The sequence below is a fragment of the Actinacidiphila acidipaludis genome, from assembly GCF_019890725.1.
GTDB lineage: Bacteria > Actinomycetota > Actinomycetes > Streptomycetales > Streptomycetaceae > Actinacidiphila > Actinacidiphila acidipaludis.
Map to the genome: position 1 here is coordinate 47,860 of NZ_JAINZZ010000040.1, position 20,054 is coordinate 67,913.

15 protein-coding genes, 1 pseudogene and 1 riboswitch are annotated in these 20,054 nt (G+C 75.4%); of the genes and pseudogenes, 8 read left to right on the top strand and 8 right to left on the bottom strand.

Translation table 11 applies throughout. The annotated features are described in order from the left end of the window. Nucleotides 1–2: 2 nt before the first annotated feature. The 3 genes from K7862_RS25785 to K7862_RS25795 all read left to right on the top strand — a co-directional run bounded on the left by K7862_RS25785 (nt 3) and on the right by K7862_RS25795 (nt 4,927). Complete coding sequence (locus K7862_RS25785; RefSeq protein ID WP_222966656.1) at nt 3–1,703, top strand: amidohydrolase; 1,701 nt, start codon at nt 3–5, stop codon at nt 1,701–1,703. A gap of 738 nt (nt 1,704–2,441) precedes the next feature. Next, a complete protein-coding gene (lnt, locus tag K7862_RS25790; protein WP_308012184.1) occupies nt 2,442–4,136 on the top strand; it encodes an apolipoprotein N-acyltransferase in 1,695 nt (564 codons plus the stop codon). Between the two features lie 26 nt (nt 4,137–4,162). Then, a complete protein-coding gene (locus K7862_RS25795; protein WP_222966688.1) occupies nt 4,163–4,927 on the top strand; it encodes a polyprenol monophosphomannose synthase in 765 nt (254 codons plus the stop codon). Between the two features lie 51 nt (nt 4,928–4,978). Here the strand turns inward: K7862_RS25795 and K7862_RS25800 are convergent, their stop codons facing one another. Next, nucleotides 4,979–5,788, bottom strand: coding sequence for a DUF1345 domain-containing protein (locus tag K7862_RS25800; protein ID WP_308012186.1), 810 nt, complete (start codon nt 5,786–5,788; stop codon nt 4,979–4,981). A gap of 108 nt (nt 5,789–5,896) precedes the next feature. Between K7862_RS25800 and fxsA the strand changes: the two genes are divergently transcribed. After that, on the top strand, nt 5,897–6,511 hold the full coding sequence (gene fxsA, locus K7862_RS25805) for an FxsA family membrane protein (RefSeq protein ID WP_222966660.1): 615 nt from the start codon (nt 5,897–5,899) through the stop codon (nt 6,509–6,511). A gap of 235 nt (nt 6,512–6,746) precedes the next feature. Here fxsA and K7862_RS25810 read toward each other — a convergent pair whose 3' ends face one another. Both K7862_RS25810 and yczE read right to left on the bottom strand, forming a co-directional pair. Continuing rightward, nucleotides 6,747–7,121, bottom strand: a complete 375-nt coding sequence (locus tag K7862_RS25810; protein WP_031517570.1) for an RNA polymerase-binding protein RbpA — start codon at nt 7,119–7,121, stop codon at nt 6,747–6,749. 256 nt (nt 7,122–7,377) lie between these two features. Next, on the bottom strand, nt 7,378–8,166 hold the full coding sequence (gene yczE / locus K7862_RS25815; RefSeq protein WP_262413787.1) for a membrane protein YczE: 789 nt from the start codon (nt 8,164–8,166) through the stop codon (nt 7,378–7,380). Between the two features lie 64 nt (nt 8,167–8,230). Between yczE and yczR the strand changes: the two genes are divergently transcribed. Continuing rightward, nucleotides 8,231–9,733: a MocR-like transcription factor YczR gene (gene yczR, locus K7862_RS25820; RefSeq protein ID WP_222966662.1), complete on the top strand. Its 1,503-nt coding sequence runs from the start codon at nt 8,231–8,233 to the stop codon at nt 9,731–9,733. Nucleotides 9,734–10,008: 275 nt separating this feature from the next. Here the strand turns inward: yczR and K7862_RS25825 are convergent, their stop codons facing one another. Both K7862_RS25825 and K7862_RS25830 read right to left on the bottom strand, forming a co-directional pair. Next, nucleotides 10,009–11,754, bottom strand: a complete 1,746-nt coding sequence (locus K7862_RS25825; RefSeq protein ID WP_222966664.1) for a hypothetical protein — start codon at nt 11,752–11,754, stop codon at nt 10,009–10,011. A gap of 185 nt (nt 11,755–11,939) precedes the next feature. Next, nucleotides 11,940–12,134, bottom strand: a complete 195-nt coding sequence (locus K7862_RS25830) for a hypothetical protein (protein ID WP_222966666.1) — start codon at nt 12,132–12,134, stop codon at nt 11,940–11,942. Between the two features lie 411 nt (nt 12,135–12,545). On the opposite strand from K7862_RS25830, the gene K7862_RS25835 reads away from it, so the two are divergent. The 3 genes from K7862_RS25835 to K7862_RS25845 all read left to right on the top strand — a co-directional run bounded on the left by K7862_RS25835 (nt 12,546) and on the right by K7862_RS25845 (nt 15,712). Then, nucleotides 12,546–13,172, top strand: a complete 627-nt coding sequence (locus K7862_RS25835) for a nucleoside/nucleotide kinase family protein (RefSeq protein WP_222966668.1) — start codon at nt 12,546–12,548, stop codon at nt 13,170–13,172. Between the two features lie 96 nt (nt 13,173–13,268). Continuing rightward, entirely contained in the window at nt 13,269–14,285 is a 1,017-nt protein-coding gene (locus K7862_RS25840; protein WP_222966670.1) for a GNAT family N-acetyltransferase, read from the top strand. Nucleotides 14,286–14,704: 419 nt separating this feature from the next. Continuing rightward, nucleotides 14,705–14,856, top strand: a riboswitch (cyclic di-AMP (ydaO/yuaA leader). A 4-nt stretch (nt 14,857–14,860) separates the two neighbouring features. Further along, the gene (locus tag K7862_RS25845) at nt 14,861–15,712 is read left to right on the top strand and encodes a M23 family metallopeptidase (protein WP_222966672.1); all 852 of its coding nucleotides are present in this window, start codon (nt 14,861–14,863) and stop codon (nt 15,710–15,712) included. Between the two features lie 220 nt (nt 15,713–15,932). Here the strand turns inward: K7862_RS25845 and K7862_RS25850 are convergent, their stop codons facing one another. The 3 genes and pseudogenes from K7862_RS25850 to K7862_RS25860 form a co-directional block, all read right to left on the bottom strand. Further along, a complete protein-coding gene (locus tag K7862_RS25850; RefSeq protein ID WP_222966674.1) occupies nt 15,933–18,737 on the bottom strand; it encodes an AAA family ATPase in 2,805 nt (934 codons plus the stop codon). A 10-nt stretch (nt 18,738–18,747) separates the two neighbouring features. Beyond that, nucleotides 18,748–19,689: a phytanoyl-CoA dioxygenase family protein gene (locus K7862_RS25855; protein WP_222966676.1), complete on the bottom strand. Its 942-nt coding sequence runs from the start codon at nt 19,687–19,689 to the stop codon at nt 18,748–18,750. A gap of 159 nt (nt 19,690–19,848) precedes the next feature. Then, nucleotides 19,849–20,054, bottom strand: a pseudogene (locus K7862_RS25860) (transcription termination factor Rho); the annotation flags it as partial.

A 20,054-nucleotide genomic window follows, 5' to 3' on the forward strand; every position in this document is an offset into this window, starting at 1 on the left:
CCATGCACCGCACCTCCCCGCACTCCGCGTCCCCGGCGGCCTCCGCACTCCCGGCTGCCGGTCCCGCAACAGGTCCCGAAACAGGCCCCGCAACCGGCACCGTGCTGCTGCGCGGCGGCTTCGTCTACAGCCCCGCCGACCCCTTCGCCACCGCGATGGTCGTCGACGGCGGCACCGTGGCCTGGGTCGGCTCGGAAGGAGCCGCGGACTCCTTCGCGGACGGCGTCGACAGCGTCGTCCGGCTCGACGGCGCGCTGGTCACACCGGCGTTCACCGACGCGCACGTGCACACCACGTCCACCGGTCTGGCGCTCACCGGCCTCGACCTGGGCGGCACCGCCTCGCTCGCCGAGGCCCTGGCCCGCACCGCCGCCCACGCCGCCGCCCACCCCGGCGACCGCGTGCTGCTCGGCCACGGCTGGGACGAGACCCGCTGGCCCGAGCGGCGCCCGCCGACCCGCGCCGAACTCGACGAGGCGGCCGCCGGCCGGCCGGTGTACCTGACCCGCGCCGACGTCCACTCGGCCGCGGCCAGCTCTGCGCTGCTCGACCTGGTGCCCGACGTCACCGCCCTGCCCGGTTATGACCCGCAGGCCCCGCTGACCCGGGACGCCCACCACGCCGTCCGCCGGGCCGCGTTCGCCGCCGTCACCCCGGCCCAGCGGGCCGCCGCCCAGCGGGCGGCGCTGGCCCACGCCGCCGCCCAGGGCATCGGCACCCTGCACGAGTGCGCCGGGCCCGATATCTCCTCCGAGGAGGACCTCACCGGCCTCCTCGCGCTCTCCCGCGACGAGGCCGGGGTGCGGGTCTTCGGCTACTGGGCGGAGGCCGCCCAGCGCCCGGCCGACCTCGACCGGATCCGCGACCTCGGCGCCGTCGGCGCGGGCGGCGACCTGTTCGTGGACGGCTCCATCGGCTCGCACACCGCCTGCCTGCACGCGCCGTACGCCGACGCGGACCACACCGGCGTCACCTACCTCGACGGCGACACCATCGCCCGCCACCTCACGCTGTGCACCGAGGCCGGCGTCCAGGCGGGCTTCCACGCCATCGGTGACGCCGCGATCGACGCGGTCGTGGAGGGGGTGCGGGCCGCCGCCGCCGAGGCCGGCCTCGACCGCGTCCGCGCCCTGCGGCACCGGGTGGAGCACGCCGAGCTGATGAGCGAGGCCGCGATCGCGGCGTTCGCCGAGTTCGGGCTGGTCGCGTCCGTGCAGCCCGCCTTCGACGCGGCCTGGGGCGGCGAGGACGGCATGTACGCCCGCCGCCTCGGCGCGGCCCGCGCGGCGGCCCTCAACCCCTTCGCGGCCATGACCCGCGCCGGCGTCCCCCTGGTCCTCGGCTCGGACAGCCCGGTCACCCCGCTCGACCCGTGGGGAGCGGTCCGCGCGGCCGCGTTCCACCGCACGCTCGGCCACCGCATCTCGGCCCGCGCCGCGTTCAACGCGCACACCCGCGGCGGATGGCGGGCGGTCGGGCGCGACGACGCGGGCGTGCTGGTCCCCGGCGCTCCCGCCGACTACGCCGTCTGGCGTACCGGAGACCTCGTCGTCCAGGCCCCCGACGAGCGGGTCGCCAACTGGTCGACCGACCCCCGCTCCGGTACCCCCGGCCTGCCCGACCTCACTCCCGGCACCCCGCTGCCGCAGGCCCTGCGCACCGTCGTCGCCGGTCGCACGGTGTACGAGCGTCCGAACGGGTGAGCGCCGCCGGCGATCATGCGCCCGAACGGTGTGCCCTCAGGGGGCGGCGGCGTGTCGTGCTCCCGGCGCCCGCTCGTCACTGACCTGCTGATTTGGTGAAAGCCCGCAGGTCACAGGGGTGTTGACAGTGGCTGGTCGGGGGCGAGTAGGTTCGGCCACGTCCACCACAGGACGTCGGACCGGGGGCTCTCCGCGGTTGCGTCGAACACCGCTGGGCCATGGGGCGCCGCGCCGCACGGGCACGCCGCCACTGGCAGCCAGGTCCAGCGCGCACGACGCGGAACGCGGCGCCGCCCGATCGGCAGGTGTGACCCGGGAAGGGCCCGGACGCCCAGTAGACAACGACCTTCGGTCAGACCCGCAGCCAGCGGATCCCGGGTCGGCCCGAAGGGCATCCGGGCCCGTTCCGCTGTCCGGATGTTGTGGTGCCTTCGGTGAGATCCGCAGTGGGGGCACCCCCGGACGGAGTCTGGGGGAGGATCCCGGGTCGGCCCGAAGGGCATCCGGGCCCGTTCCGCTGTCCGGACGCCGTGCGGCCACCTGCTCGGGGTGAGGGTCCGGCCCGTTCCGCTGTCCGGGCGTGGGGGCCGGCTTCCGCGGGCGGGGCGGGGCCGCGGGTGGTGGAGTGGGGGAGGGGCGGGTTCGTCGCCGGACCTTTGCCGACTCGCGACTCACCGGGTCGTCAACACAAGGTACGGTCACCTTCACCACCTCTCCACCTGCAGGAAGGCCGCAACCGTGCGCCTGCGCCCCGAAACCGACCCCGTGGCGCCCACCGCCGAGCTCCAGCCGGGGGCCGGGGTCGACGCTCCGCCGGCGCCCGGCACCGAGGCCTCCCGGCCCGCGGACCCCGCCCCGGCCCGGGCCACGCGCCGCGCCCGCCTCACCGCGGCCGCCCGCAAGGCCGCCCCCAGCAGCGCCGTCGCCGCCGTCTTCGGCCTGGCCATGGCCGCGTCCTTCCCGCCCTACGGCGTCTGGCCGCTGTCCGTGCTGGCCGTCGCCGGCCTCGCACTGGTGCTGCGCGGCCGCACGGTGCGGCAAGGGGCCTGGCTGGGCTTCGCCTTCGGGTTCCCCTTCTTCCTGTGGCTGCTGGTGTGGCTGCGCAGCGTCACCTGGATCGCGGTCGTCGTGCTGTCCGGCGTCGAGGCCTGCTACCTGGTGCTGATGGCCGGTCTGATGGTCTGCGCGCAGCGCCTGCGCTGGTGGCCGGTGTGGTGCGCCAGCCTGTGGGTGACGCAGGAACTCGTCCGCGACCGCCTGCCGTTCGGCGGCTTCTCGTGGGGCCGGCTCGCGTTCGCCAACACCGGTTCGCCCTTCACCCCGCTCGCCGCTCTCGGCGGCGCCCCGCTGGTGAGCTTCGCGGTGGCCCTCAGCGGCACGCTGCTGGCCGCGGCGGCCCTCGCCGGGCACCGGGCCTGGCGGGAGGACCGGCGGACCCTCAGGGGCGCCCTGCGGGGCGCGGCCGCCCTCGCGATGTCGGCCGCCGTGCTCTGCGCCGGCCTGCTCGTGCCCGTGCACACCAACGCCGTCGGCCACGTCCGCATCGCCGTCGTGCAGGGCAACGTCCAGCAGCCCGGCCTGCACTTCCTCGGCCGCCCGATGAAGATCCTCGACAACCACGTCCAGGCGACCCTGCGGCTGGCCGCGGACATCAGGTCCGGCAAGGTGCAGAAGCCGGACCTGGTGCTGTGGCCGGAGAACTCCTCCGACCTCGACCCGTTCACCAACCCCGCCGCGTACGACAAGATCACCGAGGCCGTGCAGGCCGTCGGCGTGCCCGTGCTGGTCGGCGCCCTGGTCGACGGCCCCGACGCCACGCACGTGCAGAACGAGGGCATCGTCTGGGACCCGGTCACCGGGCCCGGTGCGCACTACACCAAGCAGCACCCCGTCCCGTTCGGCGAGTACGTGCCGTTCCGCAAGGAGCTGACGAAGGTCGTCAGCCAGCTCAACGAGATCCCGCGCGACTTCTACCCGGGCAAGGGCACCGGCGTGATGCAGATCGGCCCCGCCCGGCTCGGCGACGTGATCTGCTTCGAGGTGGCCTACGACGGCATCGTCCGCGACACCGTGAACGCCGGGGCCCGCGCCATCGTCGTGCAGACCAACAACGCCACCTACGGCCGCACCGGCCAGCCCGAGCAGCAGCTCGCCATGTCCCGGCTGCGGGCGATCGAGCACGGCCGCACCGTGGTCACCGCGGCCACCAGCGGCATCAGCGCGGTGGTCGCCCCGGACGGCCGGATCCTGCAGCACAGCAAGGAGTTCACCCAGCAGGTGCTGACCGCCGACATTCCTCTGCGTGACCAGAAGACGGTCGCCGACCGCGTCGGCGCGGCGCCGGAGTGGGTTCTCGCTATGGTGGGGATCCTGTCCTGCGCGGCCGCCGTCGCCCTCGGCAGGCGCGACCGCACACGCAGGGTGACACGGTGAAAGGGCAGCAACCTCAAGTGACCGCAGTGAACGACGACCAGCAGCGCACCTTCGGCCCCCTCGGCAAGGTCCTGGTCATCATCCCGACCTACAACGAGGCGGAGAACGTCAAGCCCATCGTGGGCCGGGTGCGCGCCGCGGTGCCCGACGCGCACGTCCTGGTCGCCGACGACAACAGCCCCGACGGCACCGGGAAGCTCGCCGACGAGCTGGCCGCCGCCGACGACCAGGTGCACGTCCTTCACCGCAAGGGCAAGGAGGGTCTGGGCGCCGCCTACCTGGCCGGGTTCCGCTGGGGCATCGACGAGGGTTACGGCGTGCTGGTCGAGATGGACGCCGACGGCTCGCACCAGCCCGAGGAACTGCCCCGCCTGCTCACCGCGCTGAAGAGCGCCGACCTCGTGCTCGGGTCGCGCTGGATCCCCGGCGGCCGGGTCGTCAACTGGCCGAAGTCCCGCGAGATCCTGTCCCGCGGCGGCAGCACCTACTCGCGGCTGATGCTGGACGTGCCGATCCGCGACGTGACCGGCGGCTACCGGGCCTTCCGCAAGGAGACCCTGGAGGGCCTGGGCATGTCCGAGGTCGCCTCGGCCGGCTACTGCTTCCAGGTGGACCTGGCGTGGCGGGCGGTGAAGGCCGGCTTCCACGTGGTGGAGGTGCCGATCACCTTCGTCGAACGCGAGCGCGGCGACAGCAAGATGAGCCGCAACATCGTCGCCGAGGCGCTGTGGCGGGTCACCGCGTGGGGTGTCTCCGCGCGGACGTCGAAGATCACCCACCGCAAGGCGTAGCGCGGGACAGGGCCTCGATCCCGTCCCGGCGGGAGAGGACCTGGCGGGCCGTCACCGGAGGATGTTGACGGCCCGCGCGACCACCAGCACCACGGTCAGCAGCGACACCGCGGACTGCCCCAGCATCAGCGCCTTGGCCCAGCGCGTGGAGGGCATCACGTCGGTCGGGCTGAACGCGGTGGAGTTGGTGAACGACAGATAGAAGTAGTCGAAGAAGGCCGGCTCCCAGTGCGGGGGAGCCAGCTCCGGCGACTGCATCTGGACGAACAGGAAGTCCGGTATGTCGTGCTCCCCGGCCGCCCGGGCGGCCGGCCCGCCCCGGTCCAGCTCCCAGTAGACGAGGGCGAAGATCACGATGTTGATCAGCCAGATCGCCCCGCCGGTGAGCAGCAGCGGCCCGGCCGACGACCCCTCCGTACCGCGGACCAGGCCGGCCACCAGCCGCACCGCCGAGTACGCGTTCGCGCCGCCGATCACCAGGGTCAGGGCCAGGCTCAGCGCCCGGTAGGCGCGGGAGGCACGCTCGATGCGGTGCGGGTTGCCGGCGATCAGGGCCAGCAGCAGGACGGTCTCGACGGCCGGGAGCAGCCAGCGCGGGTGGACCGCCATCCGGGCCGGCAGCACGAGCTGGATCACCACGACGACCACGACCGCCGCCGTCGAGGCCCAGCGCGGTTCGCCCCGGGTCACCCGCCGCCAGGCCGGCTCCGGCCGGGGCCCGCTGCCGCCCGGCACGCCGCGGGCGGGCGCCAGCAGGGCCTCGATACGGGCGAGGCGTTCGGTGAGGGCGTCGGCGTGCGGACGGCCGGTGCTCTGGCCGCTCTCCTCGGAGGGCGGCGGCTGAAGGGTGCTGTCGGTCACCCGCGCCATCGTGGCCGGGCCACGGCGGCGCGTCCACCGTGATCGGCGAGCGGGCCTCGGGCTTTACCGTGTCTTGGGTGACCTCGGTGTCTTTGGCACACTTGAGCTATGACGACGAGTTCTCGGCCTCCCGTCCACCGCACCGGGGAGCCGCAGTCGCAGCGGCAGCCGCAGCGCCGGCGGTCGCGGGCCCGCTGGGTGCCGCTGGCGATCGCCCTCTGGGCGGTGCTGGAGATCTGGCTGCTGATCGTGGTCGCCGACGCGACCAGCGGTTTCATCGTGTTCCTGTGCATCCTGGCCGGGTTCGTGCTGGGCGCGGCGGCGGTCAAGCGGGCCGGGCGCAGCGCGTGGCGCAATCTGACGGCGACGGTGCAGGCGGCCCAGCGGGCCCAGCAGACCGGCACGTACGAGGAGCCCGAGCGCGCTCCGGGCGGCGGCCGCACCGGGCTGCACATGCTCGGGGGCATCCTGCTGATCATCCCGGGGTTCCTGTCGGACGCGGTGGCCCTGGTGCTGCTCTTCCCGCCCACCCGGAAGCTGGTGGGCAGCGGTCTGGAGCGCCTGGCCGAGCGCGCGCTGCGCAAGCAGCCGGCGGGCGGCGCCGAGCCGGGTTCGCTGGGCGACTTCTTCCAGCAGGCCCGGGAGGCCGGTGAGCAGGCCAAGATCCACCGCCCGGACGGCAAGGTCATCCAGGGCGAGGTCGTCGACGACCACCGCGACTGACGGACGGCGGACCACCGCGGCTGACGGACGGCGGCTGACGCGCGGATGACCGTGGCGGCCGTCCGGTCGCCACGGTCATCCGCCACGGTCAGATGCACGGCACTGCTCGGCCGGCCGACGGCTGAGTCGGCGGCGGCGCGGGCTGTTTTCGGGCATGCAAACGGCGCGGAGCGGGTGCGCTCCGCGCCGGGCACATGGCGCGGGCCCGCCGAGGCGGGCCCGGGCCGTCGGTCGGTCAGGCCGTCTTACGGTTGTCTCGCGGGTGCACCGCGATGTTCATGGCGCCGGAGCGCAGGACCGCCAGCCGTTCGGCCAGCACCTCCTCCAGCTCCTCCAGCGTGCGCCGCTCCATGAGCATGTCCCAGTGCGTGCGCGCCGGCTTGGTGGTCTTTTCCTCGGGGCCTTCCCCATCCACCAGAAGCGCGGTCTGGCCGCAGGCGCGGCACTCCCACTCCGGCGGAATCTCGGCCTCAACCGAGAACGGCATCTCGAATCGATGTCCGTTCCGGCATGCGTACTCAACGGTCTGGCGCGGGGCCAGATCGATGCCGCGGTCGGTCTCGTAGCTGGTGGCCCCGAGTCGCGTGCCGCGGAGAGCTCGCTCACTCATGAATCGTGCCTCCCGGGCTTGGTCGCCCACAGGACAGGTGTCGCTGTCGTCGTCATCCGGTCAACGTCCGGTCGGCGGTGAAGATTCCCGTTGTGGAATATGCGTCGCCCGTCGTGTCGCCCCTGTTTGTACCCGCCGATGCCCGTTTTGTCACATCCGGGTAGATATGTCACCCGGTGTCGCCGTATCTTTTGCGTGCAGTAACGGTCAGGCCGCCGGGCCAACCGCGTACACTACCGGTCCGCACCGCCCAGGGCTAAATCGTGTCCACTGCCGCGGGTTCCGGCGAACCGCCCCGAACCCCCGCAGAGCCGGGCACGGGCCCGTGCCCGGCGCCGACGGGGCCCTCGGGGGTCCCGGACTTTTCCTCTGATCCTTCTGCCCCGTCCTCCGGCAGAGCGAACCGCTTCAGGAAGAACTGGGCGAGCGGCCCGATGGCGAGCGCGTAGAAGACGGTGCCCGCACCCACGCCGCCGCCCAGCAGGAAGCCCGCGGCCAGCACGCTCAGCTCGATGCCGGTGCGGATCAGCCGCAGCGAGCGCCGGGTCCTGCGGTGCAGGCCGGTCATCAGGCCGTCCCGCGGCCCGGGGCCGAAGCGGGCGGTGATGTAGAGGCCGGTGGCCGCGCCGTTCAGCACCACCGCCGCCACCATCAGCGGCACCCGCACCGCAAGGGCGGCGTACTGCGGGACGACCGCCATCGTCAGGTCGATGAACGTGCCGACCAGGACGACGTTGGACACCGTGCCCAGCCCCGGCCGCTGCCGGATCGGCCACCACAGCAGCAGCACGGCCGCGCCGACCACAATGGAGACGACGCCGATGCTGAGCCCGGTGTGCCGGGACAGACCCTGATGGAAGACGTCCCACGGATCGAGCCCGACGTGCGCGCGGACCAGCAGCGCGTCGCTGAAGCCGTACAGCGCCAGCCCCGCGTACAGGCGGACCAGCCGCCGGTACGGCACGGGTCCGCGGTACGGCGAAGCACGGAGCGGAGAACGGGACGACGGCACGGCAACCCCCCTGGCGTTCGGTGAGACGCTCATGCCACTCTGTGGCCTGGGCGTACGATGAATCCATGGCCAATCTGCGGAAGGTGGACTGAATTTCATGTCCCAGTGGACCGCGTCGGTGAGTGCGGCGCATCTGGCCCGGCTCCTCGAACCGCGCCCGCAGCCCCGCGAGGCGGCCCGCCCCGGCGGCCGCAAGCTGCCGGCCTACCGCGGACTGGCCGACGGGGTCCGGCTGCTGGTCCTGGAAGGCCGGGTCCAGGTCGCCGCCCGCCTGCCCGCCGAACGCGAACTGGCCCTCGCCCTCGGCGTCAGCCGGACCACCGTCGCCGCCGCCTACGAGGCGCTGCGCGCCGAGGGGTTCGCCAGGTCCCGCCGCGGCGCGGGGAGTTGGACCGCCATCCCGGAAGGCCACGTCCTGCCCACCCGCAGCCTGGAACCGCTGCCGCCGGACGCCGCGGGGACCGTCATCGATCTCGGCTGCGCCGCGCTGCCCGCCACCGAGCCCTGGCTGACCGGCGCCATGCAGGGCGCGCTCGCGGAACTCCCCGCCTACGCCGCCACGCACGGCGACTTCCCCGCGGGGCTGCCGGTGCTGCGCGAGGCCATCGCCGACCGCTACACCGCACGCGGCGTGCCGACCATGCCCGAGCAGATCATGGTGACCACCGGCGCGATGGGCGCGATCGGCGCCGCCGCCCGGCGCCTGGTCGGCTTCGGCGAGCGCGTCGCGGTGGAGTCCCCGAGCTACGCCAACGTCCTGGAACTGTTCCGCGAGACCGGGTCCCGCCTGGTGCCCGTCGCCCTGCGCGACCGGCTCGGCGGCTGGGACATGGACGCCTGGCGGCGGGTGCTGCGGGACGCCGCTCCGCAGATGGCCTATGTCATGCCGGACTTCCACAACCCCACCGGCACGCTCGTCGGCGACGACCAGCGCCGTGAGCTGGTGGAGGCCGCGCGGGCGGCCGGCACGGTGGTCGTCGCCGACGAGACCATGGCCGAACTCACCCTGGACGGCGAGGAGTCGGGGGTGCGCCCGATGGCCGCATTCGACCGCGGCGGCACCGTCATCACCGTCGGCTCGGCCAGCAAGGCGGTGTGGGCCGGACTGCGCATCGGCTGGGTGCGGACCACCCCGGACGTGGTGCGGCGCCTGGTCTCCGCCCGCGCCTACCTCGACCTGGCCTCGCCGGTGGTCGACCAGCTCGCGGTGGCGTGGCTGCTGCGCGGCGGCGGCTGGGACCAGGCGCTCGCCGAACGCCGTACCCGGGCTCGCGAGTGCCGGGACGACCTGGCGGCCGCGCTGCGCCGGCACGCCCCCGGCTGGGAGTTCACCGTGCCGCGCGGCGGGATGACGATGTGGGTGCGCACCGGCGACGTGTCCGGTTCGCGGCTCGCGGTGGCAGGCGAACGGCTGGGCGTCCGCGTCCCGTCCGGCCCGCGCTTCGGTGTCGACGGCGCCTTCGAGTCCTTCGTCCGCATCCCGTTCACGGTCAGCGGGCCGGTGGCCGAGGAGGCGGGCGCACGGCTCGCGCAGGCCGCCGACCTGGTCCGCTCCGGGGGCGGGGCCGAGGGCGAGGGCACCAGCCTGTTCGTGGCCTGACGGTGCCCGGCGCGGGGGCGGCGGGCCGGAGGACGGTCGGCCCAGCGGTCCCGCCGCCCGGACGTGTCGCGGCCCGCTGCCGGGCGCCGCGCAGGGGAGGGCCGGAACCCGCCGGGGGTCAGCCGAGGGCGAGGGCACCAGCCTGTTCGTGGCCTGACGGTGCCCGGCGCGGGGGCGGCGGGCCGGAGGACGGTCGGCCCAGCGGTCCCGCCGCCCGGACGTGTCGCGGCCCGCTGCCGGGCGCCGGTCGGGGGAGGGCCGGAAACCGCCGGGGGTCAGCCGAGTTCGAGGTCGGCGACCGTGCGGACGACGGCGTCCTTGCGCAGCACCACGGGCTCGGCGGCCTCTGCTTCGGCGGTCTCCTCCGCGGCGGAGACCGCCGAAGCAGAGACCGCCTCCTGACCGGCGGTCCCGTCGCCCGTCCCGTCGGCGGGCAGGTCCGTCTTCCCGGCGGCCGCGTCACCCGGCAGCCCCTCGGGCGCGTCCGGCGGCGGCCCGGCGGGCAGGTCCGCGGCGTGTTCGGCGCCCGGCACCAGGGCCAGCACCGCCACCCGCTCGGTCTCCGGAGCGTCGTCGTCGAACGGGTCGGGCGTGGCCGGGACCTGGAGCCGCAGCACCGGTCCGGTGCCCAGCCGGGCGTAGCCGCGCCCCGCCGGCACGTCGGCGGCAGGAGTGGTGCGCTGCGGGGCGCCGAGGACCGCGGCCACGTGCTCGGGGGCCAGGGGGCCGAGCACCACGCGGGCCCGGGTCTGGGAGATCACCACCGGGGCCAGCGTCTCGGTCGCGTCGAGCTGGTCGACCACCGCGACCGACACGTTCGCCGTCCGCCCGTGCCGCAGCGGCACGTCCAGCAGCAGCTGCGGGTCCTCGCGGCCCTCGGCGGCGGCGAGCTGGGTCAGCGCGGTGGGCCGGTCGACCAGGATCCACAGCGGGCGCCGGACGTCCTCGGCGACCGGGTTCCCCGACTGCCGGGCCCGGTTGACGGCGATCAGCCGCCGCTCGGTCTCGTGCGCGGCCCACTCCAGGGTCGCCGACGCGCCCAGCAGCCCGTCCTCGACCGCCAGGACCCCGGGCCGCCCGGCCAGGAACGCGTACTCGCCGGCGCCTGCGCCGTCGACCACGACGACGTCGCCGTGCACCAGCGCCTGCAGCGCGATCGACCGCAGCAGGCTGGTGGTGCCGGTGCCGGGCTGGCCCAGCGCGAGCAGGTGGGGCTCGGTGGAGCGGGCGCCGCCGCGCCAGACCACGGGAGGCGCGTCCCGCGTCTCGCCGCCGGCCGTCACCGGGACGGTGCGCTGCACCGAGTCGGGGTCGGTGAACCCGAGCACCGTCTCCCCGGGCGACGTGACGAACCGCTGCGCGACGACGTCCGTCGGCAGCGGCGGGAGGGCGACGAAGGTGAGGTGGTTCTCCTCCTCGTTCCAGTCGAAGCGGTACTCCCGGCCCCGCCCCGCCTTGGCGTGCAGCAGCTGCTCCACCCGGGCCCGCGAGTCGGCCTCGCCGTCGGTGAAGTAGGCCGGGTACCGCAGGTGCAGCCGGGTCAGCCGGCCGTCCTGGAACTCGTAGGAGCCGAACGCCTGCTGCCACGAGCCCTCGTGGCCGTACATCGGGGCCGGGTCGCCGGGCGCCGACAGGTACGGCACCAGCGCCTCGTACAGCGACTGCAGCCGGCCCGTCTCGGCCTCGCTCGGGCCGCTGGGCGCGGCCGGCACGGCGCGGTCCCGGCCCATCCAGGCGGCAGACGCCATCAGCCCGACGGCGCCGAGGATCGGCCCGTACGGCATCATCACCACGACCACCAGGGCGGCCGCGGCCAGCAGCAGTGCGGGGGCCCGGCGGTCCTTGGGGGTGCGGCCCCACCAGCCGCCGGCCCAGGAGACCTGGCGGCGCATGCCGCGGGCGATGGTGATCACGGGGTGCAGCACGTCGGTGGCGCCGTCGGCCGCGGTGCGCGCGATGTCGCGGCTGCGGGCGAGCGCCGGACGGCTGCTCAGGATGCTGGGAAGGGGACGCCTGGCCACGGGTGCTCCATGGGTGGTTCGGGGTGCGGGGGTGACCGCGCGGGCGCGGTGGGGCGCGCGGGGACACGCGCGCCGCGGTGCCGGGGGACCGGCGGGAGGCGGGGGCGAGCACGTACGGGCCCGGAGCGGGGGACCGCCGCCGGGCCCGTACCCGTCGTGGCAGGAGTGGCCGTAGCGGGCGACCGCTAGATCTTGAGCCCGCCGATCAGGCCGGCCAGGCTCGCGCCGCCCGCCTTGATGCTGGGGGCGATCGCGGTTCCGGCGAGATAGAAACCGAAGAGGGCGCAGACGACGCCGTGGGACATCTTCAGGCCGTCCTTGCGGAAGAACAGGAACACGATGACGCCGAGCAGCACGACGCCGGAGATGGACAGGATCATTTGGGCTCTTCTCCTGGGTGATGGGGACGGTCACCATGAGTTCTTCCAGGCTCACAAGAAGTAATAGATCTTGCTCGGCGGCAACCGGGTGATTTGTAGAAGATTTCCACCAGGTGGGTGAGCTTCCGCGGACCCGGGAAACGGCCCTCGGCGCGATCATTGCCCGGCGGCACGGCTTCACGTGGCCCCCGGCGCCGGCGACGCGCGGGTGGAGCAGCGGCTTCGCCCAGTCGGGTGACGGCCCGGCCCGGGTGTTCGCACCGGTTGTTCGGACCGCCAGGTCGATCGCCGGGCCGATCGCCGGGGTCGATCGCCGGGGCCGGTCACCGGGAGGACGCGGGGGAACGCCGGGAGGACGGGGGCCGCCGTCCGGATGCGGGGCGCGGGGCGGGCTGGGGCAGGATGGAGGCCGTGCAGCTCACCCCGATCTCCTGGGCCCGGCTGGCGGAGGCGCTCGCCGAGCGGCTGGCCGCCACTGACCCGCCCGGCCCCTGGTGGCGGGTCGCCGTCGACGGGGCGCCGGCCGCCGGCACCGCCGCCCTCGCCGACGCCGTCGCGGCGGCCCTGCCGGCGCTGGGCCGCCGCGTCCTGCGGGTGCGCGCGCCCGAGTTCTGGCGGCCCGCCTCGCTGCGCCTGGAGTACGGCCACGAGGACGCCGACGCCTACTACCAGCTGTGGCTCGACACCGGCGCGCTGCGGCGCGAGGTGCTCGACCCGCTCGGTCCCGGCGGCACCGGGCAGGCCCTGCCGTCGCTGCGCGACCCGGTCACCGACCGTTCGGTCCGGGCCGGATACGTCACGCTGCCGCCCGGCGGGGTCATGGTGCTGGACGGCCCGCTGCTCCTCGGGCAGGGGCTGCCGCTGGACCTGACCGTCCACCTGAGCCTGTCGCCCGCCGCGCTGGAGCGGCGGACCGAGCCGGGGGAGCGGTGGACCCTCCCCGCCTACGAGCGGTACGCGCGCGAGGCGCTGCCGGAGGAGACCGCCGATGTGCTGGTCCGCGCCGACGACCCCCGGCACCCGGCCTGGACCGGCTGAACTCCGGCCTCCCGTCCGGCGATCGGCCGCCGGCGGCCGATCGCCGGACCCTGCCTTGCCGTGAGGCCGCGCACCCCGCTAGCGTCCCGGAACACCATGACTGTCGCCATCGCGCCGCTGACCGCCGAGCACATACCCCTGGCCGCGCAGCGGTACGACCGCTGGTTCGCCCGCGCCCGCCGCCCCCCGTCGCAGCGGTCCTGGCTGGCCGACGGGCCGGTGCGCGGCGAGGAACTCCTCGGCAAGCTCCAGTCCGCCCCGGGTCTGGAGGCGTGCCGGGCGCTGGACTCCGAGGGCGCCCTCATCGGGCACCTGGCCGCGCTGCCGGTCGACATCGCCCCGGACAACCCGGCCGCCCTGCGCAGCCACCCGCACTCCGCCCTGGTCCCGCACGGCGGCCACGCGCTGCCGTCCGGCCGGGAGAGCGAGGTGCTGCGGGCGCTGTACGCCCGGGTCTCCGAACGCCTGGTCGCCGACCGGCGGCTGGTCCACTACGTCGACGTGCCCGCCGGGGAGCAGGCCACCGCGCCGTGGTCCGATCTGGGCTTCGGGCGCGAGCTGGTGCACGGTCTGATGGCGGTGCGGGCCCGGGGCCGGCAGCCGCGCGGAGTGGGCGGGCTGGCCATCCGGCGGGCGGGTCCCGGCGATCTGCCCCAGATCGGCCGGATGGCCGCCGAGTCCTCCCGCGGGCAGCGCGGGCCGGGGATGTTCCAGCCCCAGCCGGAGGCCGCGCTGGCCGCGCTGCGCCTGCGCTACACCGACGCCCTGGCCGACCCGCGCTGCGGCGCCTGGATCGCGTCGCGGCGAGGCGAGGAGATCGGCATGGTGCTGCTGGTGCCCGCCGCGCCGGGCCCGGTCGTCCCCGAGTCGTGCGTGGAACTGATGGAGGCGTTCGTGGAGCCGGCCGCCCGCGGCGAGGGCATCTCCCGGGTGCTGCTGGCCACGGCGCTGGCCTGGGCCTACGACAACGGCTATCGCTACATCTCGGCCCGCTGGCACTCCGCGAGCCCGCTCGCGGCCGGGCACTGGCCGGGCGTCGGCTTCCGGCCGGTGGCATACCGGCTCAGCCGGACCCTGGACGCCCGGATCGGCGGGACGCCGGGGACGTACTGACGCCCGATCGCCGGTCGGCCCGGTCGCGTGCGCGGGGCCCACTTGCCACTTAGTCGACAAACCGCCAAATTGTCGTTCACATCAGGCATTTCGGGGTGACCTGCATCACCTGCGCGTATTGGCGTGATGGGCATCACTCGGTCAACACGGTCCGATGTCCGGAGAACACCCGCTGTTTCCGATCCGGGCGATTTGTCACCGCATGGCGCGTGGATGGGCACCCACCGTGAGCCGCCCGGACACGCAGTGCTCGTCAGGGTGTGACGAGGAGTCACCGGCCCCCGCGCCGCCCGGCGGTGGGCGGCCGGCGCTGGTTGCCCGCCGATCGAGGAGTCCTTTAGCTTCGCTCTCCGGCGGGCCAGGTGCCCGCGAACCCTTCCTCGGGCGGATCGCCGAATCCTGCCACCGCCCGGACACGGAACAGTCGAGCACCTACACGGCAGGAGCGGGGGACCCAGGTAAGCCGCCGTCCGCACACACCGGACGGCTCGGGGTGAAGTCACCACAGCGTGACCGGGCATCTCCTGCCCGAACCCGACAGCTCACCTCGCAGGCGTAGGAGAAGGAACGCCCGCATGCCCGCCAAGGGACAGCACCGCAAGACCCGTCTGAACCGCCTCACCCGCGTCTGCATCGCGGCCGGCACCGGCGGCGCCGCCCTCGCGCTGCCGCTGGCCGTCGCCACGCACGCCTCCGCCGCCGAGCCGGCCAAGGCCCCCGCCGTGACCGCGGGCGCCCACGCCAAGGCCGAGACCTACACGGTCCGCCACGGCGACACCCTGTCGTCGATCGCGACCACGCACCACGTCAAGGGTGGCTGGCACGCGCTGTACAAGGAGAACAAGCAGGTCATCGGGAAGAACCCGAACCTGATCCGCGTGGGCGAGCGCCTGACGCTGCACGGCCACGCCGCCGTGAAGCCGCTGGCCAAGCCCGCCCCGCAGAAGAGCAGCGCGCCCGCCCAGAAGAGCTCCGCGAAGACCACCGTCACCGCGCAGAAGGCGTCCGCCACCACCAACACCGGCTGGACCAAGCCGGTCGGCGACGCGGCCATCGGCACGCCGTACCACCAGGCCGGTTCCAACTGGTCCAGTGGTTACCACACCGGCGTGGACTTCCTGGTGTGGTCCGGCACCCCGGTGCACTCGGTCGCGGCCGGCACCGTCGTGCACGCGGGTGCCGACGGCGCCTACGGCAACGACGTGATCATCAAGCACGCCGACGGCAAGTACACCCTGTACGGTCACCTGACCCAGCCGCTGGTCTCCGAGGGCCAGACCGTGACCGAGGGCCAGGAGATCGGCATCTCCGGCGCCACCGGCAACGTCACCGGCCCGCACCTGCACTTCGAGGTGCGCACCACGCCGTACTACGGCTCGGACATCGACCCGGTCGCCTACCTGGCGTCGCACGGCGTCACCATCTGACACCCGAGCCCGGGGTCAGTACGGCCGCCCGCGGGCGGCCACCCGTGCCCGTCAGGTCCTCAGGACCGGGCGGGCACACCCCTTTCCGGGAGCGGATCGGGGCGGCCGGGGCACTCCGGCCGCCCGAGGACCCCGGCTGCCCGAGGACCGCGGCCGCCCGAGACCGCCGGAGCCCCGGGGATCCCGGCCCGCGACCGCCCCCGGCTGCCCGAGGACTCAGCTACCCGAGGATCCCGGCGAGCTCCCCGCGCGAGACCACGCCCAGCTTCGGATACGCCTTGTACAGGTGGTAGCCGACCGTCCGCGGGCTGAGGAAGAGCTGCGCGGCGATGTCCTTGTTGGAGAGGCCCTGCGCGGCCAGCCGCACGATCTGCGACTCCTGCGGGGTCAGCCCCGCCTCGTCCGCGACCGACCGGGCCCGCGGCGCCGCCGTCACCGAACCCCCGGCCGCGCCCAGTTCCGCCCGCGCCCGGTCCGCCCACGGGCGGGCGCCCAGCCGCTCGAAGACGTCCAGCGCGCTCTGCAGCCGGCCCCGCGCCTCGCTCTTGCGGCGCGCCCGGCGCAGCCACTCGCCGAACAGCAACTCCGTGCGCGCCGACTCCATCGCCCGGCGGTGCGGGTCGTGCGCCTTCAGCGCCGTGGCCCAGTGCGCCTCCGCCTCGCCGTCGGGGGCCAGCAGCGCCCGGCAGCGGGCCACCAGCGCGGCCGCCCAGTCCTGGCGCGACCGCGCCGCCCACCGCTCGAACCGCGTGAACGCCTCGTCCGCGCGCTCCGGCACGCCCAGCCGGACCGCGGCCTCCACCAGGTCGGGAACGCTGCGGGTCGCGCAGATCTGGTGCCGCACCGCCGGATCGGTGAGCAGCAGCAGGCGGTCCAGCGCCGCCTGGGCGCGCCCCTGGCCCAGGTCCAGCACGCCCAGGGACCAGGACGTCCAGGGCGCGCCCGGCGCCGTGGCCGAGCCCGAACCCGCCGCCAGGGCCTCGTCGACCCGGGCCCGGCACTCCGCCGCGTCACCGCGCACCGCCGCCACGTACGCCAGTGTGCTGCTCAGCTGACTGACCCACTGGCCCTGCCCGGTGTCCCGGGAGATCCGCAGACCCTCGCTCGCGGTGCGGTGGGCGTCGTCGAAACGGGACTCGAAGATCTCCGCCTCGGCGCGGAAGAACATCAGCGTGCTGAGCCGGCCCACGCCGCCGCTCTCCCGGCTCTCGGCCGTCAGCACCGTCGTCAGCGCGTGCGCCTCGGCGTCCTGGCCGAGCGTCAGACCCACCCCGCACAGCATCACCAGGTCCCGCGGGTCGACCCGGCCCTCACGGGCCGCGCGGGCCGCGGCGGCGGCCGCGTCCACGGCGGGCGGCGGGTCCTGGCCGGCGTCCCGTCCCAGCGCCCCGACGACGAACTCGGCGACCGGCCGGATCGCCGCCCCGGCGGGCAACTCCAGCGCCGCGAGCCGGGAGAGCGTGTCGTCGACCTCGGCGCCGCCGAGATACCAGGCCGTGTGCGCCGCCTGCACCAGCATCCGTGCCGCGCCGGCCGGATCCACCGGACCCGCCAGCTCAGCCGCCTCGGTGAGCAGCCGGTGCGCGGCGGGGAAGTCGCCCTCCCAGAAGTCCGCCAGACCCTGGACGTGCAGGGTCCGGGCGAGCAGCGCCGCGTCCGCGCCGGCGGGCACGGCAGGGCGGGCGGACACGGATCCCGACGCGGCGGCCACCGCGCGCGCCGCCTGCTGGGCGAAACCGCGGGCCCGGTCGATCCCGCCGGCCTCGGAGGCCGACTCGGCGGCCAGGACCAGGCGTTCGGCCCGGGCCGCGGGGTCGGTGCTCAGCCGGGCGGCGCGTTCGAAGGCGGCCGCGGCGGCCGCGTGGCCACTGCGCTCCCTGGCCCGGCCAGCGGTCTCCTGCAGGGCGGCGGCGACCTCCTCGTCGGGGCCGGTGGCCGCGGCGGCCAGGTGCCAGGCGCGGTGGTCGGGGTCGAGCACCGGGTCGCACGCGCCGGCCAGCGCCCGATGGGCCGCCAACCGCTCGGGCAGCGGGGCGCGTTGGTGGATCGCGGCGCGCACCAGGGGGTGCCGGAACCGCAGCCGGTCCTCCTCGTCGACGAACACCAGCCCGGCCGCCTCGGCGGGCGGCAGGTCGTCCACCCCGACGCCCAGGGTTTCCGCCGCGCGCACCAGGATGCCCGGGTCGCCCGTGTGGTCCGCGGCCGCCACCAGCAGCAACGTCTGCGTGCCGCGGGGCAGATGGCTGACCTGGCCGTGAAAGGCCAGTTGCAGCCGGCTGGTCAGCGGCAGCGCGCCCGGTCCCGCGCTCCCGGCCGACGTCCCCGGGCCGCCGCCCGGCCCCTGGCCGCCGCGCAGGGCCAGCGGAAGCTCCAGCAGGGCCAGCGGGTTGCCCTGCGCCTCGGCCAGCACCTGGCTCCGGGCGCCGTCGGCGAGGTCCCCGCCGCGTTCGGCCAGCAGCGTGGCAGCCGCCCCCGGGTCCAGCGCGTCCAGCCGCAGCTCGGGCAGGCCCGGCGCCGTGAACGCGCCCTCGCCGTCCCGGGCGGCGAACAGCATCACCACGCCCTCGGCGTCCAGCCGCCGGGCGGCGAAGGCCAGCGCGTCCACCGACGCCCGGTCGAGCCACTGCGCGTCGTCGACCACGCACAGCAGCCCGCGCTCGCCCGCGTGGTCGGACAGCAGCGACAGCACGGCGAGTCCGACGAACATCGGCTCCGCCGCGCCGTCGGACGCCAGGCCGAACGCCGTTCGCAGCGCCCGCCGTTGGGGCCCCGGCAGCGCGTCGAGCGAGCCCATGGCCGTCCGCAGCAGCAACTGCAGCCCGGCGTAGGGGAGTTCCGCCTCGAACTCGACGCCCGAACTCCGGATCACCGCCATGTCCCCGGCGGCGGCGACCGCGTGGGCCAGCAGCGCCGACTTGCCGATCCCCGCCTCGCCCCGCAGCACCAGCGCACCGCTGCGCCCCTGGCGTGCCCCGCCCAGCAGCGCGCCGAGCGCGGCCGTCTCCCCGTCCCGTCCGTGCAGCATGGGCCGCACGCTAGCCGATCCCGGCCGCCGGGCCCGAGCGGCTGCCCGCACCACCCGGCGTGTCCCGGACCGCGCCCGGGCCCGGGGCCCGGATCGAGCCCGCGTCCGGCTCGAGGCCAAGACCCCGGCGGATCGCCCGTTCCACCGGCGAGTACGCCCCGTCCGCCCGCTCCAGGACGGGGTCGACCACCGGGTGGAGCGGCGGCTGGGCCATGAACCGCGGGCGGCTGCCGTGGTGCGGCTGCGCGGCGTGCACCAGGAACGGGTGGCACAGGTAGACGTCGCCCGCGCGGCCCGTGGCGAACGCGAGCGGCCGGTGCGCGCTGGCCTCGTCGACCTCGTGCGCGAACGTGAAGACGGACGCGCCGCGCTCGCCGTACGGGACCAGGACCTTCGGCACGTCGAGGTGCGAGCCCACCCGGACCCGGGTCGGCGCGTCGTCCTCGCCGACGTCGGTGAACAGGAAGAGCATCAGCAGCAGCCGGCCGCGTGACCGCATGTTGGTGAAGTACTGCTCCGAACCGGGTAGTTGGTAGCTCGCCTCGATGTGCCAGCCGGCGTCGTCCGGTTCCTCGGCGTGCGGGAAGCGCAGCGGGAAGGAGCCGAGGGAGGCGCGCGGCGTCCAGCGTCCGGCCCCCGTCAGACGGTCGAACGCGGCGTGCAGCACCGCGGTGTTGGCCGCCGCGGCGAACGGGGGCGCGCTCATGTCGCCGACCCAGTGCACCGGTTGCGTCCAGGTGGCGGGGTCGCGCGGGTCGCACCCGGTCCGCTGCCACAGCAGCGCCGCGCACTCCTCGGCCGTGTCCCGCGGCACGGCGCCCGGCAGCTTCACGAAGCCGTCGCGCAGGAAGGCCTCCTCCCACGCGTCGCCGGGGTCCCCGGGCCCGGCCGGCGGCCTTCGGCCGTCCTGGCCTCCGGTACGGGGGAGCGCGTGGCCGCGGGTCTCGTCCATCCGCCGATCATCACGCGACCGGCCGGGCGGCAGCCACCGGATTTCGCCCCCCCGGAACCGCCGGAACCGCGGGAACCGCCCGAACCGCCCGCCCGATCGGCCCGGCGCGCCTCCGGCTCGCCCGGCACGCCGCCGAACGCGACCTCGTGACCGGCCGGTTCAGGCGGCCGCGCCGGGCACCGTGCCCTGCACGGCCCGCAGGAACGCCGCGTTGTCCGGGGTCTGCCGGATGCGCTCCAGCAGCACCTCGAGACCGGACTGCGCGTCGCGGCCCAGCAGCGCCCGCCGCAGGCCGCGGGTCGCCTGCAACTCGGCGGGCGGCAGCAGCAGTTCCTCGCGCCGGGTGCCGGACGCGGCGACGTCCA

What these genes read in the sequence shown, in the direction of transcription:
- K7862_RS25830 (WP_222966666.1), bottom strand. Translation starts at nt 12,134, where the DNA reads ATGATCCTGTCCATCTCCGGCGTCGTGCTGCTCGGCGTCATCGTGTTC.
- fxsA (WP_222966660.1), top strand. Translation starts at nt 5,897, where the DNA reads ATGACGACGAGTTCTCGGCCTCCCGTCCACCGCACCGGGGAGCCGCAG.
- K7862_RS25785 (WP_222966656.1), top strand. Translation starts at nt 3, where the DNA reads ATGCACCGCACCTCCCCGCACTCCGCGTCCCCGGCGGCCTCCGCACTC.
- yczE (WP_262413787.1), bottom strand. Translation starts at nt 8,166, where the DNA reads ATGAGCGTCTCACCGAACGCCAGGGGGGTTGCCGTGCCGTCGTCCCGT.
- K7862_RS25855 (WP_222966676.1), bottom strand. Translation starts at nt 19,689, where the DNA reads ATGGACGAGACCCGCGGCCACGCGCTCCCCCGTACCGGAGGCCAGGAC.
- K7862_RS25840 (WP_222966670.1), top strand. Translation starts at nt 13,269, where the DNA reads ATGACTGTCGCCATCGCGCCGCTGACCGCCGAGCACATACCCCTGGCC.
- K7862_RS25845 (WP_222966672.1), top strand. Translation starts at nt 14,861, where the DNA reads ATGCCCGCCAAGGGACAGCACCGCAAGACCCGTCTGAACCGCCTCACC.
- K7862_RS25850 (WP_222966674.1), bottom strand. Translation starts at nt 18,737, where the DNA reads ATGCTGCACGGACGGGACGGGGAGACGGCCGCGCTCGGCGCGCTGCTG.
- yczR (WP_222966662.1), top strand. Translation starts at nt 8,231, where the DNA reads ATGTCCCAGTGGACCGCGTCGGTGAGTGCGGCGCATCTGGCCCGGCTC.
- K7862_RS25810 (WP_031517570.1), bottom strand. Translation starts at nt 7,121, where the DNA reads ATGAGTGAGCGAGCTCTCCGCGGCACGCGACTCGGGGCCACCAGCTAC.